Origin of the sequence: Rhizobium esperanzae, from assembly GCF_002204185.1 — a bacterium.
Classification (GTDB): domain Bacteria; phylum Pseudomonadota; class Alphaproteobacteria; order Rhizobiales; family Rhizobiaceae; genus Rhizobium; species Rhizobium esperanzae.
In genome coordinates, this window is the sequence record NZ_MXPU01000002.1 from 314,469 (window position 1) to 331,172 (window position 16,704).

15 protein-coding genes are annotated in these 16,704 nt (G+C 61.1%); 6 read left to right on the top strand and 9 right to left on the bottom strand.

The features are described from left to right. Window positions 1–9: 9 nt before the first annotated feature. From B5E41_RS03825 to B5E41_RS32080, 3 genes are read right to left on the bottom strand one after another with little or no spacing between them, the layout of a single operon-like run. Window positions 10–3,462 carry an error-prone DNA polymerase gene (locus B5E41_RS03825; protein ID WP_088391168.1) on the bottom strand — a complete coding sequence of 1,151 codons (3,453 nt, stop codon included), beginning with the start codon at window positions 3,460–3,462 and terminating at the stop codon, window positions 10–12. After that, window positions 3,459–4,877 (bottom strand): Y-family DNA polymerase, encoded by a 1,419-nt coding sequence (locus tag B5E41_RS03830; RefSeq protein WP_245303053.1) that lies wholly within the window; start codon window positions 4,875–4,877, stop codon window positions 3,459–3,461. Before B5E41_RS03830 ends, B5E41_RS03825 begins: the two co-directional genes overlap by 4 nt. Before the next feature lie 40 nt (window positions 4,878–4,917). Next, on the bottom strand, window positions 4,918–5,871 hold the full coding sequence (locus B5E41_RS32080) for an ImuA family protein (protein WP_245303050.1): 954 nt from the start codon (window positions 5,869–5,871) through the stop codon (window positions 4,918–4,920). 162 nt (window positions 5,872–6,033) lie between these two features. On the opposite strand from B5E41_RS32080, the gene B5E41_RS03835 reads away from it, so the two are divergent. Continuing rightward, window positions 6,034–6,471: a metallopeptidase family protein gene (locus B5E41_RS03835; RefSeq protein ID WP_064811585.1), complete on the top strand. Its 438-nt coding sequence runs from the start codon at window positions 6,034–6,036 to the stop codon at window positions 6,469–6,471. Between the two features lie 23 nt (window positions 6,472–6,494). Here B5E41_RS03835 and B5E41_RS03840 read toward each other — a convergent pair whose 3' ends face one another. Continuing rightward, the gene (locus B5E41_RS03840; RefSeq protein WP_009996762.1) at window positions 6,495–6,701 is read right to left on the bottom strand and encodes a DUF1737 domain-containing protein; all 207 of its coding nucleotides are present in this window, start codon (window positions 6,699–6,701) and stop codon (window positions 6,495–6,497) included. Beyond that, complete coding sequence (locus tag B5E41_RS03845; protein WP_088391172.1) at window positions 6,701–7,606, bottom strand: HpcH/HpaI aldolase/citrate lyase family protein; 906 nt, start codon at window positions 7,604–7,606, stop codon at window positions 6,701–6,703. Before B5E41_RS03845 ends, B5E41_RS03840 begins: the two co-directional genes overlap by 1 nt. Window positions 7,607–7,719: 113 nt before the next feature. Here B5E41_RS03845 and B5E41_RS03850 point away from each other — a divergent pair, with 113 nt between their 5' ends. From B5E41_RS03850 to leuD, 3 genes are all read left to right on the top strand, one after another. Further along, the gene (locus tag B5E41_RS03850; protein WP_088391174.1) at window positions 7,720–7,953 is read left to right on the top strand and encodes a hypothetical protein; all 234 of its coding nucleotides are present in this window, start codon (window positions 7,720–7,722) and stop codon (window positions 7,951–7,953) included. Window positions 7,954–8,060: 107 nt separating this feature from the next. After that, on the top strand, window positions 8,061–8,480 hold the full coding sequence (locus tag B5E41_RS03855) for a VOC family protein (protein WP_088391176.1): 420 nt from the start codon (window positions 8,061–8,063) through the stop codon (window positions 8,478–8,480). A 237-nt stretch (window positions 8,481–8,717) separates the two neighbouring features. Continuing rightward, on the top strand, window positions 8,718–9,326 hold the full coding sequence (gene leuD, locus B5E41_RS03860; RefSeq protein ID WP_064708129.1) for a 3-isopropylmalate dehydratase small subunit: 609 nt from the start codon (window positions 8,718–8,720) through the stop codon (window positions 9,324–9,326). 102 nt (window positions 9,327–9,428) lie between these two features. Here leuD and B5E41_RS03865 read toward each other — a convergent pair whose 3' ends face one another. Further along, entirely contained in the window at window positions 9,429–10,361 is a 933-nt protein-coding gene (locus B5E41_RS03865) for a pyridoxal-phosphate dependent enzyme (protein WP_064805751.1), read from the bottom strand. 168 nt (window positions 10,362–10,529) lie between these two features. Between B5E41_RS03865 and leuB the strand changes: the two genes are divergently transcribed. Beyond that, a complete protein-coding gene (gene leuB, locus B5E41_RS03870) occupies window positions 10,530–11,642 on the top strand; it encodes a 3-isopropylmalate dehydrogenase (RefSeq protein WP_088391178.1) in 1,113 nt (370 codons plus the stop codon). 177 nt (window positions 11,643–11,819) lie between these two features. Continuing rightward, entirely contained in the window at window positions 11,820–12,572 is a 753-nt protein-coding gene (gene lpxE / locus B5E41_RS03875; RefSeq protein WP_176439334.1) for a lipid A 1-phosphatase LpxE, read from the top strand. 41 nt (window positions 12,573–12,613) lie between these two features. Here the strand turns inward: lpxE and B5E41_RS03880 are convergent, their stop codons facing one another. The 3 genes from B5E41_RS03880 to B5E41_RS03890 form a co-directional block, all read right to left on the bottom strand. Next, window positions 12,614–14,500, bottom strand: a complete 1,887-nt coding sequence (locus B5E41_RS03880; protein ID WP_088391180.1) for an MFS transporter — start codon at window positions 14,498–14,500, stop codon at window positions 12,614–12,616. Window positions 14,501–14,743: 243 nt separating this feature from the next. After that, complete coding sequence (locus B5E41_RS03885) at window positions 14,744–16,015, bottom strand: ABC transporter permease (RefSeq protein WP_088391182.1); 1,272 nt, start codon at window positions 16,013–16,015, stop codon at window positions 14,744–14,746. After that, on the bottom strand, window positions 16,012–16,704 hold the full coding sequence (locus B5E41_RS03890; protein WP_088391368.1) for an ABC transporter ATP-binding protein: 693 nt from the start codon (window positions 16,702–16,704) through the stop codon (window positions 16,012–16,014). The genes B5E41_RS03885 and B5E41_RS03890 overlap by 4 nt, the downstream gene beginning before the upstream one ends.

Sequence of the window (16,704 nt, forward strand, 5' to 3'; positions counted from 1 at the left end):
TCCGACTGCTCAATGAAAGTTCCGCCCGCGCGGCATGACCCCGGCGGTTTCCGCCGCACCGGCATGGCGGTCCGCGGCACCCGCCTGCCTTTCCAATTCCACCCTTTCCTGCGCATTCGCAAGCCTTCTCTGTCGTGGATCGACCCCTGGCCTCAGTACCTCGTCGGCGCGCTCGCAGGCGCCGAAGCGTCGGGCCTCGCGTTGTAGGATGCCAAGTGCCGGCGTCATATCCTCGATATGCTCGACGACCGTATGGATTACGCCGCTATGGCTTTGCAGCCTGCCTCGGATTTTCACGAGCCGGGCGCCCATGACGACCGCCCGGTATTTGTCGAATATCTTGCTCCAGACGATAGCGTTGGCAACGCCGGTCTCATCCTCCAGCGTCATGAAGATTACGCCCTTGGCCGAACCCGGGCGCTGGCGCACCAGCACCAGACCGGCGATGGTCACCCTCTTTCCGTTCGGCACCGTCAGGAGATCGACATTGCGCGTGATGCCCATTTTTCGGAATTCCTCCCGCAGGAAAAACACCGGATGCGCCTTCAGCGACAATGACAGATAACGATAGTCCTCGATCACCTGCTCGCCCGGCGGCATATCAGGCAGACTGGTCTTCGGTTCGACCTGCAGATCGATATGGTTCACCCGATCGAACAGAGGCAATTTTTCAGGAGCGTATTTCGTATCCAATGCCCTTGCAGCCCAAAGCGCCTCGCGTCTCGACAGGCCGATCGAGCCGAAGGCATCGGCATCCGCCAGCCTTTCGATATCGGCTTTGTCGAGACCGGACCGCAGCCAGAGATCACGAACCGAGCCATAACCATCGCCCCTGTTGGCGAGAAGGCTCTCCAGCGCTTTCTCGGACAGACCCTTGACCTGCCGAAAGCCGAGGCGAACGGCTCGCTTTGCCTTGATGATGGCTCGCATATCGGCATGCCGCCTATCGACGGCAGTTCTGTCGAATACCGCCTCTTCGAGATGGCAATCCCAATTGGATCTGTTGATGTCGACGGGTCGGACCTCGACCCCGTGTTCCCTGGCATCACGAACAAGCTGCGCCGGCGCGTAAAAGCCCATCGGCTGCGAATTGAGCATGGCAGCGCAAAAGACGTCGGGATAATAGGCCTTGATCCAGGACGAGGCATAGACCAGCAGGGCGAAGGAAGCCGCATGGCTTTCCGGAAAGCCATATTCGCCGAAGCCTTCGATCTGGCTGAAGCAGCGTTCGGCGAAATCCCTCGGATAGCCTCTGCTGGTCATGCCATTGATCAGATCATCCTTGAACGCGTTGACCTTTCCCAACCGCTTGAAGGTCGCCATCGAGCGGCGCAGGCGGTCGGCCTTGGCAGGCGAGAATCCCGCCGCCGTAATCGCGATCTGCATCGCCTGTTCCTGAAACAGCGGGACGCCAAGCGTCCGCTTGAGGATCGGGATCATCTCGTCTTTCGGATAGTCGATCTTGAAACCGGGAGAATGCGACTGCTCCCGTCGCGTCAGGTAGGGATGGACCATATTGCCCTGAATTGGTCCCGGACGGACGATCGCCACTTCGATCACGAGATCGTAGAATCGTCGCGGCTTCAGCCGGGGCAGCATGCTCATCTGCGCCCTGCTTTCGATCTGAAAGACGCCCAGCGTGTCGGCCCGGCACATCATGTCATAAACCGGTACGCCCTCGTCTCCGTGTTCCCTATTGCCGAGATCGGCAAGGGTTTTCTTCACGTCGTAATGCAGTTCGAGCAGCGAGAAAGCTTTCCTGAGACAGGTCAGCATTCCGAGCGCCAGAACATCGACCTTCAGGATCTTGACATTGTCGAGATCGTCCTTGTCCCATTCGATCATGTAGCGATCCGGCATCGCCGTCTTCATGATCGGCACGACTTCATCGAGCCGGTCCCGGGTGATGACGAAGCCGCCGACATGCTGGGTCAGGTGACGCGGAAATCCGAGGAGCTCGGACGCATAGCGCAGAACGTTTAATGTCACCGGGTCCGAAATATCGAGCCCCGCCGCCTTGGCATCCCGCTCCGACAGATTATCCTCCGACCAGCCCCAGACCAGGCTGCTGATCGCCGCTTGGACGTCCTCCGAAAGCCCGAAGGCCTTGGAGACCTCGCGGCCGGCGGAACGGGTGCGATAGGTGGTGACACCGGCCGTCAGCCCGGCATGCTCCTTGGTATATTTTCTGTAGATGTGCTGGATGACTTCTTCGCGTCGGTCGTGCTCGAAATCCACATCGATGTCAGGTGGCTCGTCACGATCCATCGAGATGAAGCGGTCGAAAAGCAACGTGCTTTTGGTCGGATCGACTTCCGTGATCTCGAGGCAATAGCAGATGACCGAGTTGGCTGCAGAACCGCGGCCCTGGCACAGGATCTTCAATTCATAACGTGCATGCTGGATAAGCTTGTGGACCGTCAGGAAATAGGGCTCGTATTTCTTCTCCCGGATGAGATTGAGTTCATAGTCGATCTGGGTCTGGATTTGAGCAGGAACGCCATCCGGATAGCGCTTCACAGCGCCCTCCTTCGTTAGACGCTCGAGGGTTTCATAAGGCGTCTCGCCGGGATCGTTTTCCGGCGGGTAATTGTGTTTCAGCTCATCGAGCGAAAACGAAAGCCTGCCGAAAAATGTCCCGGTATTGGCAATCGCCTCCGGATAGTCGCGAAACAGCCGGGCCATTTCACGTGGATCCTTGAGATAACGCTCGGCATTCGGAGCAAGAAGAAATCCTGCCTCGGCGATCGGCACATGCTCCCGGATCGAGATGACGATATCGGAAAGGGGACGGCGATCCGTATGGTGATAGAGCGGCTGGTTGGTCGCGATGACAGGAATGCGGTGGCGGGCGGCGATCACGGAAAGTGCCGCGAAAACCTGCCTGTCGCGGCCATCATAGGCAGGCGCCAGCGCCACGTGAAACGCCTTGCCGAAACGGTTCCGGAACCGGGCGAGACAGGCTTCCAATTCCTGCTGGGCGACAGGCTCGATGGCAGCCGCCTGGCCGGGAACGAGGGCAAGCATCATCTTGTCTCCCCATTCCATGATATCCGCCTCGTAAAGCAGGCAGGATCCCTTTTCCGCTCTCAAATTTCCCGCACTCAGCAAACGGCAGAGATGCGCCCACCCTCGCCTGTTCTCAGGATAAGCAAGGATATCAGGCGTTCCGTCCGAAAAAACGAGACGGGCGCCCGGCTGAATCCGGATCGGATCGAAAACCTTCTCTTCCTCTCTGCCGTCGAGGTTCTTCTCGTGCCTTCTTCTGAATTTCTCTTCGATCTCCTGCGCCTGCGCATGCGCCCGAACGACGCCGGCTACCGAATTCCGATCGGCGATTCCAAGACCGGAAAGTTTCAGCGCAGCGGCCTGCACCACCATTTCCTCGGGCTTCGAAGCACCCTCCAGAAAGGAGAAATTGGTGCGGGCGCCGATCTCGAAAAATGCAGGTGCCGCACTCATGCGAAAATCCCGTGCATGAACCAGCGCGGCGGCGGCTCTTCACCGTAAAAGCCTTCGCGATAAATCCAGAAACGATGCCCGGCATTATCCTCGACACGGAAATAGTCACGCGTTTTGGCGTCGGCGCCATCGATCCACCACTCCATGGCAAGCCGTTCCGGGCCTTCGCTGCGCAGAACCTGATGCTGCATACGGCGCCACCGGAAACTTTGCGGCGGCCCTTCCGGAACTTCGGCAAGCAAGGCCTCCACCGGTTCCGGTCTGGCAAAAAGCCTCAGGGGCCGCTCGCTGCGAGCTGGGGAAAGACGGCATCCCTCGCTCCTGCGATGCGCCGGAAAACTTTCCATGAACGGGCTTGCAATAGCGGCACGCTCCGGCACGTGGCTTTCGCGGAGCTGAAAGCTTTGGAGACAGTCCGCGCCAAGGCGGGCCGCGACGCGGTCGACGAAAGCTGCAAGCGAGACCTCTCTTTGCCGGCCGCCGTCGAAGTCACCCTGTGTGCCTTCGAAGGGCTCATGGCGCACGACATTCAGCCGCAGGATCTCGAAACCATATCCGGCATCGAGATCATCATGAATTGCCTGCAGACGCTGGGAAAAAAGATCCGCGATCCGCTTCGGCTCTCTGAGCGGCCGTGAAGCGCCGACCGAAATCCGGAAAACCCGGCCATCGACCCGAAACAGCACGAGTTCGAAGACGCGGCCACCGGCGCCGCGAGCTTCCAGGGAGGGTTTCAGCGACACGGCGATCTGGCCGGCAAGGGCGAGAATATCCTCTTCGGTGCCGATCGGCTCGGCCAGCCGCCGCTCGGCCGAAAGGCTCGCAACCGGCAGGCGCGGCGAAACCGGTTCCTCGTCATGTCCGAGCGCCTGATCGAGCCGCAAAAGCAGGCTCGCTCCAAAACGGCGGGTCAACGGCGCCCGCGGCGCATTCATGACATCGCCGATATATTTCAGCCCGAGCTTCTTCAGCAATGCCACGGTGTCTTCGTTCAACCGAAGCGCGGCGACCGGCAGCGGCGCCAGCACATCCTCCATTTCCTCGTCTTCGATGACGCCGCCATTGCCGAAACGAGCGATGGCCGAGGAAAGGCCGGGCGAAGAGGAGATCGAACCCTGGACGTCGAGCCCCATATGGAAAAGCCTAAGGAGAATATCCTTCAGCAACGCTCTCTCGCCGCCGAAAAGATGGGCACAGCCGCTAATGTCGAGAAACAGCCCGTCCCGTCCGTCGATCGCCACCAGCGGCGTATAGCGGTCGCACCAGTCGGCGATGGCTTCGAGCAGCCGCGCATCGGCGGCCGAATCCTCCTCAACGATATCGAGTTTCGGATGCATGGCGCGCGCTTCCGCGACACCCTGACCCTTCTTCAGGCCAAGCGCCTCCGCGGCCTCGTCCAGCGCCGTCAGCCGCATGGCATTTTCGTGCTTTCCGGCGCAGACGATCGGCGCAGCCTCAGGACGCCCTCTCGAACGCCAGGAAAGACCCCATTTTCTGCGGGCGATCCTGTCCGTCGAAAGATGCGGAAAGCTGAGCGCCAGGATGCGCTGACCGTTCGTCTGGAGTAAGAGCGCGCCTTGGCTCGTCGATGGGGAAAAACTGACGTTCATGGGGGTTCCACTCCAGAAGAAGGGAGAGCGGAGCCGGGTTGCGGCTCTTCTCCAGGCTGAGATGAAAAACCGGATTGCCGATACTGCCGGCAAGTCTCGATCCATCCGGCAGAGCCCGCATGCCGGAGGGCGCGGGTTCGGCAAGCAGCCGGAAGGCGGCGCTGCTCGCCTCCTCCTCTCCGGCCTGCCGAAGCAGGAAGAGGGGCCGGCCGGCCGCCTTGGCGCGAAGACCGAGCCGCCGGCTCTCGGTCAGGCCGAAATGCGCAGGATTGCCCCTGATCTCCAGGATGACCACCGAAAAAGCGCCGCTTTCCACCGCGGTTTCCGCAAGCCAGAGCGCCTCGTCGAGCTTGCGCGGCAAAGCCTGCAGGAAACACTCGGGCCGCAGGCCGAAATCCTGAAGACCCACTGCATAGGGAAGCCCGGCTTCCATCGTCGAGACCGTATCGCCGATCCAGAGTATTGGCGAACAATCGCTCGCCTCCTCCACTCGCTGCAGCAGCGCTGCGGCCGCAAGGGCGAAGCCACTGGCAGCTCCCGCATCCCGGAAAAGCGTCGAACGGATTTCCGTTATCGCATCGAGCGGCAGCCCGCCTTCCATCGCTTCGTCGAGCGATGTCACGCCAAACGGCAGGCGCTGTGCGCGCCCATTCCGTTCCGCATCCGGCCGCCCGGTCTCACCCGAAGCCAAGGCTTCCCGCTCCGCTGCCGCAAGCGCCGGCGCAGGCTTTCCTTCCAGCTTGGCAATGGTTTCGCGGAGCGCAAAAAGCCGCTCGCGCGCCAGGGCGTTCTGCGCCATGGCGTTTACTCCGTCCGTCTTGTTCCTGTTATGTTCTTATGGATTCCAGAGAGCTGAAGAAGAGTCAACAACCATTTTCTATGAATTTATTCCTGCCTTTGATTCCGCACTCGAAAATCGGCGGCAAAGGTTCTATATGGGCCCGCAAAGGAAGGAATATTCATGGCCCGCATAGACCAGAGCGATGATTGGCAGGACCGCCATGCGCCGACGATCAGCACCTTCGAGTCGCTGGCCATGGAGGCTTACAGCCATCTACCGGATGAATTCCGCCAGCTGACGACCAATCTCACGATCGAGATCGAGGATTTCCCCGATGACGACGTTTTCGAGGACATGGCGCTGGAAACCCCTTTCGATCTGCTCGGCCTTTTCGAAGGCAGGGGAATTTCCGAACGTTTCACCGTGGAAACCGGCGAGATGCCGAACCGCATCCGTCTCTACCGCCGCCCCATCCTCGATTATTGGGCAGAAAACGACGAGACGCTCGGCGATATCATCACCCACGTCCTGATCCACGAGATCGGCCACCATTTCGGGCTGAGCGACGAGGATATGGAGCGGATCGAGGCCAGCGCCGAGGAAGCTGCCGAGCGCTGAAACCGTGCGTTCGGCAGAAGGTCCTATTGCTCGGAGAGCTTCATCTCCGGATCATAATCCTTGCCTTCGACAGTCTTGACGACGGCCTGTCCGCACTGCATCGCGCCGGTTGCGGCATTGAAGGCATAGGTCGGCGACCCCTCCAGCGACCAGCCCTTGTTGAGGGCGGCGGTAACCTTGTGGCAGAAGGAAGCGTCGTCGGGGCCGGTCAGGAAGCGGTAGAGTTTCATCAGGCGTGCTTTCTTGCAGAAATCAGACGCGCTTTATGAACCAGAGCTTCGGCTTGGACAAGATGCAGCCGCTCGATCATCCGCCCGTTCGCATTGATGACGTTGAGGCCCCTGGCAGCCGGATCAGCAAAGGCTGATATGATTGCCTGCGCCTCGGCAATCTCCTCCGCGCTCGGGCCGAAATGCCGGTTGGCGGCCGCAATCTGCGCGGGGTGGATCAGCATCTTGCCGGCAAAACCCATGGCGCGTCCCTGCCCGCATTCGACGTCGAAACCTTCGCCATCCCGGAAATCGTTGAAGACGCTGTCGAGCGCATCGAGCCCATAGGCCTTGACCGCCAGAATGACCTGCATCAGCCAAGGCACGAGAAAGCTTCGCCCCGGCTGCGGCAGGACGCCGGTTTCCTTGCGCAGATCATTGAGGCCGACGACAACGCAATCGAGCCGCGCCCCCGGCATGCAGCCGGCTTCGGCGATCGCCCCGACATTCAGCACGCCACGCGGCGTCTCGATCATGGCCCAGATGCGCAGCTCCTCCGGCGCATTCGCATCGGCAAGCAGATCGCCGATGTCGGTGACATCCTGGGGGCCATCCACTTTCGGCAGGAGAACGGCGTCGGGCAAAAGCGCCTTGACCAGATCGATATCCGCCGCCCCGAATGCGGATGACAGAGAATTGATGCGGATGATCCTTTCCTTGCCCGCAAGCGGCGGCCCGGCAAAAAAAGCCCGCAGATTTTCCCGCGCCTGACCCTTGTTCTCGGGCGCGACGGAATCCTCCAGATCAAAAATAACCGCATCACAATCAAGGGAACGGCTCTTTTCGAGCGCCCGGAGATTGATGGCCGGGACACTCAGCACCGAGCGGCGCAGACTTGAGGAACGCAGAGGTGTAGTTTGCTTCATCAGCCATTAGTGCCAAGCTTCGCAAAGCCGGGCAAGACAACAAAAAGCCATGCTTGCCTTGCAGAGAGGAAAAGGAAGGACCACATTCCTTTCTGTAGAAAGGTCTCAAACCCATGCAGAACATTCGCTCCATCTTCTTCATGCTGGCCGGCGCCACCTTTTTTGTCGCCATGCTGCTTCTCACCTTCTCGGTGACGCTTGCCGTCGGCGGCATCCTGACCGTGCTCATGGTCGGACGCGCGCTTTCGCTGAAGATGAAGCCCGCTCCGGTCCGCGCCAAGGCAAACAACGGCAAGCCGGAGATGCGCATCTGGAACGACGGTCGCGGCACGATCATCGATCTCTGAGGCCTGCTTTCAAAAAAATCGCCGACACTGTCGCATCACGCTTCCATGATACGTCTTTGAAGCAGCCGGGCATTCAGCCGGCGCTTCAAAAACGATGGAGGACGAGTATGGATACGACGGAAAACAAGCCGGCCAAGTTGCCGCCGGTGAAGAATGGCCTGCTGCCCTATCTGACCGTCGACGGCGCGGTGAAGGCCGCGGAATTCTACAAGAAGGCCTTCGGCGCCGAAGAGGCCCACAGAGTGCCGGTCGATGAAAGCGGCCGGACGATGCATATTCATCTCTATATCAATGGCAGCTCCCTCATGCTGGCGGATGCCTATCCCGAATACGGCCATCCCTTCAAAGGTCATGAAGGCTTCGCCATCCAGCTTGTCATCGACGATATCGATTTCTGGTGGGATCGTGCCGTGGCCGCCGGCGCCGAAGTCGTCATGCCGGTCGAACTGATGTTCTGGGGTGACCGTTACGGCCAGCTTCGCGACCCGTTCGGCGTCATCTGGGGTTTGAACGCGCCCGCCAAATAACGCGACGCGTACCGTTGCCAGGCCACGCGAATCGCCGCGTGGCCACCATTTGAAAGCATATCGCGCAAAAGTGTGCAGCGGTTTTGCGAGAACGACATGCGGCAGACCAGACCTAAAGCGTAGCAAGCGAATCTGAAAGATCGCGGTACGCTTTAGAAAGATTCTCCTTCATTTCGGCAAAAAACTGGACTAGATGCACATTCAGGAAAGTACATTTGCTGAAATGGAGCATGGGTCATGGATAAATTCGTGAAGCTCACGGGCGTTGCAGCGCCCCTGCCGGTCGTCAACATCGACACCGACATGATCATTCCGAAGGACTATCTGAAGACCATCAAGCGCACCGGTCTCGGCAAGGGCCTTTTCGCCGAAGCCCGCTACAATGAAGACGGCTCAGAAAATCCCGATTTCGTGCTGAACAAGCCGGCCTATCGCGATGCCAAGATCCTGGTCGCCGGCGACAATTTCGGCTGCGGCTCCTCGCGCGAACACGCTCCCTGGGCGCTGCTCGATTTCGGCATTCGCTGCGTGATCTCCACCAGTTTTGCCGACATTTTCTACAACAACTGCTTTAAGAACGGCATCCTGCCGATCAAGGTGAGCCAGGAAGACCTCGACAAGCTGATGGATGACGCCTCGCGCGGCTCCAACGCCATCCTGACCGTCGACCTCGAAAACCTCGAAATCACCGGCCCCGATGGCGGCTCGATCAAATTCGATCTCGACGAGTTCAAGCGCCACTGCCTGCTGAACGGCCTCGACGATATCGGCCTGACCCTGGAAAAGGGCAAGGCGATCGACGAATTCGAAAAGAAGAACGCCGCTTCGCATCCCTGGGCCGCTTAAACCCTGACGAACTGCCGATCGATCAAGCCGGGCTTTCGCCCGGCTTTTTCTTTATAGCGGCGCGCATCTCACGCGCGCAAAGGACGCTGTAACTGCCGCAGCTCAGAGAAATTTCTCTTTCCAGAGCCTCAGCTTTTCCAGCGACACGCCGATGCCGCCGCAGACTTCGATCAGCGGATTGTCGAAGCGGGCAAGCAGCCCGGCATGCACATCGGCAACGGCAAGGGCAGCACCGCAGGCCGGCTCGACCAGGATGCGCTGCGCATCGGCAAATTTCAGACAGGCGGCAACGGCGTCGGCGTCGCTGACGAGAACGCTTTCGATCGGATGCCGTTTCGGCAGGTCGAAGACATGCGGGGCCACCTGCCGCGCGCCGAGCGATGTGGCGATCGAGGTGATTGCGGGCAGGGCGATGCGCTCATTTGCCTTGAGGCTCTCATGCAGCGAAGCTGCCCCTTCGGTTTCGACGGCAATCACAGGCACGTCGGGCAGCCCGTTTCGCTTCAGCCCCTCGACAATGCCGGCAAGCAGCCCGCCGCCGCCGACGCTGGTGACGACACAGTCAAATTTTGCACCCTTCGCCACCACTTCGTCGATCAGCGTCGCATGGCCATCCCACAGAAGCGGATGGTCGAAAGGATGCACATAACTTGCCTTGCGGCTGCGGGCGAGTTCGACCGCGTGGGCATTGGCTTCGTCGAAAACGGCTCCGTGCACGAGGACATTGGCGCCGGTTGCGGCAATCGTCTGCCGGACATCGGCCGCCGTCGTCTCCGGCACGACGATCGTGACCGGCACGCCGAGCGCCCGGCCGGCATAGGCCGCGGCAATACCGGCATTGCCGCCGGAAGCACAGAAGATCTCCCGCGCGCCATTGTCCACCTCGTGCCGGCAAAGCCGACCGACGCCGCGCAGCTTGAAGCTGCCGGAGGGCTGCAGTGCATCGAGCTTCAGCCAGAGCGGCTTGCCGCTGGCGCTGTAATCAGGCGCTGTTCGAGCCAGAGGCGTGTCGAGATGAAGAGGCGCTGAAGGCATGGAAACATTCCGGAAATAAATGCTGGAGCCTACCGTTCTATTCCAGTTGAAGGCGTCGGAGCAACCGTCGGCGCTGAGAACGAGGCGTACCGATTCGCCCGTTCCCTCGCTTGAAATGCCCAGTTCCGGGGTCTAAGAAGCCGCAGCTTGTTTTTCCAGGAGGGCTCCATGACAGCGCGCAATGTTTTCCTGCTGCCGGGTGACGGCATCGGTCCCGAGGCCATGGGCGAGGTCCGCAAGATCATCGCCTATATGAACGAGGCGATGAATGCCGGTTTCGTTACCGACGAAGGCCTTGTCGGCGGCTCTGCCTACGATGCCCATGGTACGGCGATCTCGGAAGCCGACATGCAGAAGGCGCTTGCCGCCGACGCCGTTCTCTTCGGCGCGGTCGGCGGCCCCAAATGGGATAGCGTGCCTTACGAAGTGCGTCCGGAAGCCGGCCTGCTCCGCCTGCGCAAGGACCTGCAGCTCTTCGCGAACCTGCGTCCCGCCATCTGCTATCCGGCTCTTGCCTCGGCCTCGTCGCTGAAGCCTGAACTGGTCGAAGGCCTCGACATTCTGATTATCCGCGAGCTGACGGGCGGCGTCTATTTCGGCGAACCGAAGGAGATCATCGACCTCGGCAACGGCCAGAAGCGCGGCATCGACACGCAGGTCTACGATACTTACGAGATCGAACGCATCGCCGGCGTCGCTTTCGAAATGGCCCGCACAAGGCAGAACCGCGTCTGCTCCATGGAAAAGCGCAACGTCATGAAGTCGGGCGTGCTGTGGAACCAGGTCGTGACCGAAACGCATAAGGCGAAATATTCCGACGTTCAGCTCGAACATATGCTGGCCGATGCCGGCGGCATGCAGCTCGTGCGACAGCCCAAGCAGTTCGACGTCATCGTCACCGACAATCTTTTCGGCGACATGCTTTCCGACGTCGCCGCCATGTTGACCGGTTCACTCGGCATGCTGCCCTCGGCTTCGCTCGGCGCGCCGGATGGTAAAACCGGCAAGCGCAAGGCGCTCTACGAGCCGGTGCACGGTTCGGCCCCCGACATCGCCGGCAAGGGCATTGCCAATCCAATCGCCATGATCGCCTCCTTCGCCATGTGCCTGCGTTACTCCTTCAACCTGGTGAAGGAAGCCGACGATCTGGAAAAGGCGATCGCCAACGTGCTCGACAAGGGCATCCGCACCGGCGACATCATGGCCGATGGCGCAAGGCAAGTCGGCACCGCCGAGATGGGCGATGCGATCCTCGCCGAGTTCAAGGCGCTTTCCGTCTGATATATTTCACGTGAAACAGTTTCCCGCCCTTCGCATCACGCATGCGGAGGGCTTTTTCATGTGAGGCCGAGCAGCCGCAGCCGGGTCGGTCGAAATATCCGAAACGGGCTATTCTCAGCCACAATCTCGTGTATTTTGCGCCGAATTTTAACCCGGCAAAATCGAACGGACGACAGGATGCGGGCATTTTGGGCTTCCCTTGATAGGCGCTGGCGCCGCGGCGGCGTTGGCATGCCGCCCTTGCGCTGGCAGGCCTGCCTCTTCGTCACCATCAATGCCGTGGCTCTTTCCATGCTGCTCTTCGATGCCCCGGTCGGCGCCAGCGAACGCCCTGCGGCGGTGAAGCAGCTCGGCCAGCTGCTGACCGGCTTCGGCGATTCCGCCTGGCTGATCTGCATCAGCATTCTGCTCTTCTTTCAGGGCAGGGCGGGTTACAAGCTTTTGAAGACCGCGCGGTCCAAGGCGCAGGCGCTTTATGTCAGCTGGATCGGCGCCTATCTCTTCACCACGGTCGTCTTCTCCGGACTTCTCGCCAATCTCCTGAAACGGGCGATTGGAAGGGCGCGTCCCGACCATTTCCACGATTACGGCATGTTTTCTTTCACGCCCTTTTCGGGCCATGCCGCTTTTGAAAGTTTTCCCTCCGGCCATTCCACAACGGTCGGCGCCTTCTTCGCCGCCTTTGCGCTTCTGTTTCCGCGCTACCGCATTCTCTTCATCGCCTGCGCCATCTGGCTTGCCATGACGCGTGTCATGGTCGGCGCCCATTATCCGAGCGACGTCATCGCCGGTCTTGCCTTCGGCGGCTGGTTTTCGCTGCTGACGGCGATCGTCTATGCCCGTTGTGGCCTGCTCTTCAAACTGGCGCCGGATGGCTGGCCACTCGCCAAACGCCTTTTCCCCGACATTGAAAAGCCCGGCGCCTTGTGAGCGCCGGGCCTTTTTCGAGTTTCTCACGCTCGATCGCGTAATCAATCCAGGGCGTGGATATCCCTGTTCTTCGTCTCCGGCAGGAAGATCACGCCGATGACAAGGGTGATCGCCGCAAAGACGATCGGGTACCAGAGGCCGTAATAGATGTCGCCTGCGGCAGCGCTCATCGCGAAGGCCGTCGCCGGCAGCAGGCCGCCGAACCAGCCGTTGCCGATGTGATAGGGCAGCGACATGCCGGTGTAGCGGATGCGGGTCGGGAAGAGCTCGACCAGAAGTGCCGCGATCGGGCCATAGACCATCGTCACATAGATCACGAGGACGAACAGGATGGCGATCGTGCCGATCCAATTGACGCGATTCGGGTCGGCGACCATGGCGAAGCTGCCGGCATTGGCGATGTTGTAGACCGCCATGTCGGTGACGCCATTGGCCTCATCGGCCGTCAGCAGCTTGCCTTCGACCAGCTTGGCTGCCGGCATGGTTTCCTTCTCGCCGGCGCGAACAGCATCGGCATTGAGCGAAAGTTCCGGATTGGCGGCGATGAAGGCATCGAGCTTGGCATCCGGCACCTTGGCGACGCCGCGTTTCAGCGGGTAGCCGGCATCGTGAAGAGCAATGTTGACGGCCTTTTCGAAAGCGGCGGTCATGCCCTTCGCCTTGTCGCCGGCGGCAGCGGCGTCGAAGCTCGGGACCGTCGCGTTACCGACCTTCACCGTCGCCGGCTGTCCGGCGGGGCCAGGCACGACGTCATAAGGCACCGAGTTCTTGGTCAGGAACGCCGTCGCCACGTCGCAGGAGCTGGTGAATTTCGCCGTGCCCGTCGGGTTGAACTGGAACTTGCAATCCGCCGGATCGGCCGTAACTGTTGCACGGATCGAGGCCTGCGCTTCGGCAAGTGCCGGGTTTGCCGTCCAGGTCATCGCCTTGAACAGCGGATTATAGGTCACCGCCGCGATGAGAAGGCCCGCCATGATGATCGGCTTGCGGCCGATCTTGTCGGAAAGGCCGCCGAAGATGACGAAGAATGGCGTGCCGAGGAAGAGCGCAATAGCGACCATGACATTGGCCGAGAAGAGGTCGACCTTCAGCACGTTCTGCAGGAAGAACAGCGCATAGAACTGGCCGCCATACCAGACGACCGCCTGTCCCATGGTGGCGCCGAGAAGCGCGATGAGCGCGATCTTGGCGTTCTTCCACTGCCCGAAAGCTTCGGTCAGCGGCGCCTTGGAGCCCTTGCCTTCCGCCTTCATGCGCTGGAATGCCGGCGATTCATTCATCTTCAGGCGAATCCAGACCGAAATGCCGAGCAGGACGACCGAGACCAGGAACGGTATACGCCAGCCCCAGGCGGCGAATTGAGCCGGCCCCATCAGCGACTGAACCAGGATGATGACGATCAACGACAGGAACAGGCCGAGCGTCGCCGTCGTCTGGATCCAGGAGGTGAAATAGCCGCGCCGGCCGTTCGGCGCATGTTCGGCGACATAGGTTGCCGCACCACCATATTCACCGCCGAGCGCCAATCCCTGCAGCAGGCGCAGGCCGATCAGGATGATCGGAGCCGCGATGCCGATGCTGGCGGCTCCCGGCAGGATACCGACGAGAAAAGTCGACATGCCCATGATCAGGATCGTCACCAGGAAGGTGTATTTGCGGCCGACGAGATCACCGAGACGGCCGAAGACCAGCGCACCGAACGGACGCACCAGGAAGCCGGCGGCAAAGGCGAGCAGCGTGAAGATGTTGCGCGTCGCCTCGGGATATTGGGTGAAGTAGGTCGCGCCGATATAGGTGGCGAGCGAACCGTAGAGATAGAAATCATACCATTCGAAAACGGTACCGAGCGAAGAGGCGAAGATGACCTTCTTCTCCTCGCCCGTCATCGGACCGGCCTTCGCGCCGTCGATGCTTGCGACATTTGCCATTGTCTGTCCTCCACAGAGTGATGAGCAACGCGCGCGGCCTACTCTCCTCAAAGCATACCCCTGGCCGCGACACGCCTGACGAGAGTGTGCCAGAAAAGACGGGCCGCAAAGAGAGATGCTTTGGGATTATGACTTTAGTCTAACGAGCGCGCGTTCATCACTCGCATCGCAGCGTTGCTCAGCCCTTCTGCCGGGTGATGACATTTGGCGGCGGACAGTTTTAGTTGGTAGCGAAGGGACCTGCTACGCCCTCAGCGCCTGCGCCGGCGATTGCCGGTAGGCAAGCACTGCCGGCAATGCGGCGAGAATGCCGGCAAAGGCAAGCAACACCCCCATAAGCCCGGCATCTTCCCGGGCGAAGCCAACCGGCATGGCGACGCCGCTGGTCTGGGAGAGCATGCCGGACAAGGTCAGCGCCGCGGCGAAACCGAGTGCAAACCCAAGCGCTATGCCGACTGCCACCAGGAAGAAAAATTCAAGGAAGACGATGCCGAAGATCGCGCCGCGCGGGGCGCCGAAGGCTCTGAGCGCGCCGATCTGACGACGGCGCTGGCCGATATGGATGACCGTAACCAGCACCAGCGAGGCCGCGACGAGAGCTTGTGCGCCGGAAGCGACCGCAACAAGGATTTGCTTGGCATCGCCGAGTGTGGCGTAAAGACTGGTTAGCACCTCGCCGGGGAAGACGGCGATGGTGTTGCCGTTGCGATAGTCCTGGCGGAGCTTATAGGCGTCGGCGATCGTTTTCGGCTTGACGAGGATCGCCGGAAGGCCTGGAGCATCTGCGGCCCAGGTCTCGTTCAGCGTCGCATCCGGATCGAGCGCGCCGTGATGACCATGCTCGTCATGCTCGGCGCCGGCATGATCATGATCGCCTTCGCTCTCCTCGGCGTCATCCGCATGCTCCTCCGCTTCCAGCCCGTGAATGTGCCAGACCGCCTGAATGGGAACGAGAATCGCCCGGTCCCAGGCAGTATCCGTCGGCCGCAGGCGGCCGACGACATGATAGGCGAGTTCGGTATGGGTTTCGCCCCCTTCTTCCGCCGAACCATGCATCGGCTTGATTTCATCGCCGAGCGAAAGCCTGACCGCGGAGCCGATCACTGCCTCTCCCTCATGCGTGAAAGCCTTGCCTTCGGCAAAGTCGCCGGACAGCTTGTTCGACATTTTTGTCGTCGTGCCGACGATCGGGTAGCCGGAGAAGGAATCGCCGAAGCCGATCGGCGCCGCCCAGTCGACCCGGGGATCGGCGGCAAGTCTTGCCAGCACCTCGCCCGGCATCAGCGGCAGGGGCGAGGGCTGCAGGAAGACGGAGGAGAGCACGAGCTGCGTCTCGCTGCCGCCGGCGCCGATGACGAGGTCGAACTTATCGGCGGCGCGCGCGCTGCCGAGGCGAAGCGCCCGCTCCTGCAGGACCACGGAGACGCCGAGCGCGGTCGCAAGCGCCACCAACAGCACGACAACCAGCGATCCCGCCCACAGGCGGCGAAGATCGGCGCAAATGAAGCGGATCATGCGGCCTCCCCCGCAGCGGCAATGGCATCCTTGCTGATTCGACCGGAGCTGAGCGTGATGCGCCGGTCGAGACGGCCGGCGAGCCGCTGGTCGTGGGAAACGACGATCAGCGTGCTGCCTTCGGCATTGGCAAGCTCGAGGAGGAGATCGCCGACGGCCTCACCGCTTTCGGCGTCAAGGCTCGCGGTCGGCTCATCGGCAATGATGACGCCGGGCTTGCGCAGCAGCGCGCGGGCGATCGCCACGCGCTGCATCTCGCCGCGCGACATGGTCTCGATCTTCTGGCCGGGCCGGGACAGGTTGACCGTGTTCAAAAGCACATGCGCCCGCTCCATGACGGCGGCCGTCGCGGCGCCGGCAAGCCGGGCAGGCAGAAGCACGTTCTCGAGTGCCGACAGGCCGGGAAAAAGATGGAATTCCTGCATGACAAGGCCGATATTGACGGCGCGGAACCGGTCGCGCCGGCTTTCCGAAAAAGCGGCGATATCCTCACCGTTCCAGCGGATCTGGCCCTGCCGCGTCCGCTCCAGACCGGTGACGACATTGACGAAGGTGCTCTTGCCGGAGCCTGATGCTCCTGTAATCGCGACCCTGCTGCCGGCCACGATCGACAGGCGGCCGATCGCCAGCGCCGGCGAGGAGAGGCCTGGAAAGGTAACGTCAAGGTTTTCGATATCGAGCGCGAGCAT

Coding starts and splice junctions, on each gene's coding strand:
- B5E41_RS03825 (WP_088391168.1), bottom strand. CDS start 3,462: ATGAGTGCGGCACCTGCATTTTTCGAGATCGGCGCCCGCACCAATTTC.
- B5E41_RS03830 (WP_245303053.1), bottom strand. CDS start 4,877: ATGCGGCTGACGGCGCTGGACGAGGCCGCGGAGGCGCTTGGCCTGAAG.
- B5E41_RS32080 (WP_245303050.1), bottom strand. CDS start 5,871: ATGGCGCAGAACGCCCTGGCGCGCGAGCGGCTTTTTGCGCTCCGCGAA.
- B5E41_RS03835 (WP_064811585.1), top strand. CDS start 6,034: ATGGCCCGCATAGACCAGAGCGATGATTGGCAGGACCGCCATGCGCCG.
- B5E41_RS03840 (WP_009996762.1), bottom strand. CDS start 6,701: ATGAAACTCTACCGCTTCCTGACCGGCCCCGACGACGCTTCCTTCTGC.
- B5E41_RS03845 (WP_088391172.1), bottom strand. CDS start 7,606: ATGAAGCAAACTACACCTCTGCGTTCCTCAAGTCTGCGCCGCTCGGTG.
- B5E41_RS03850 (WP_088391174.1), top strand. CDS start 7,720: ATGCAGAACATTCGCTCCATCTTCTTCATGCTGGCCGGCGCCACCTTT.
- B5E41_RS03855 (WP_088391176.1), top strand. CDS start 8,061: ATGGATACGACGGAAAACAAGCCGGCCAAGTTGCCGCCGGTGAAGAAT.
- leuD (WP_064708129.1), top strand. CDS start 8,718: ATGGATAAATTCGTGAAGCTCACGGGCGTTGCAGCGCCCCTGCCGGTC.
- B5E41_RS03865 (WP_064805751.1), bottom strand. CDS start 10,361: ATGCCTTCAGCGCCTCTTCATCTCGACACGCCTCTGGCTCGAACAGCG.
- leuB (WP_088391178.1), top strand. CDS start 10,530: ATGACAGCGCGCAATGTTTTCCTGCTGCCGGGTGACGGCATCGGTCCC.
- lpxE (WP_176439334.1), top strand. CDS start 11,820: ATGCGGGCATTTTGGGCTTCCCTTGATAGGCGCTGGCGCCGCGGCGGC.
- B5E41_RS03880 (WP_088391180.1), bottom strand. CDS start 14,500: ATGGCAAATGTCGCAAGCATCGACGGCGCGAAGGCCGGTCCGATGACG.
- B5E41_RS03885 (WP_088391182.1), bottom strand. CDS start 16,015: ATGATCCGCTTCATTTGCGCCGATCTTCGCCGCCTGTGGGCGGGATCG.
- B5E41_RS03890 (WP_088391368.1), bottom strand. CDS start 16,704: ATGCTCGCGCTCGATATCGAAAACCTTGACGTTACCTTTCCAGGCCTC.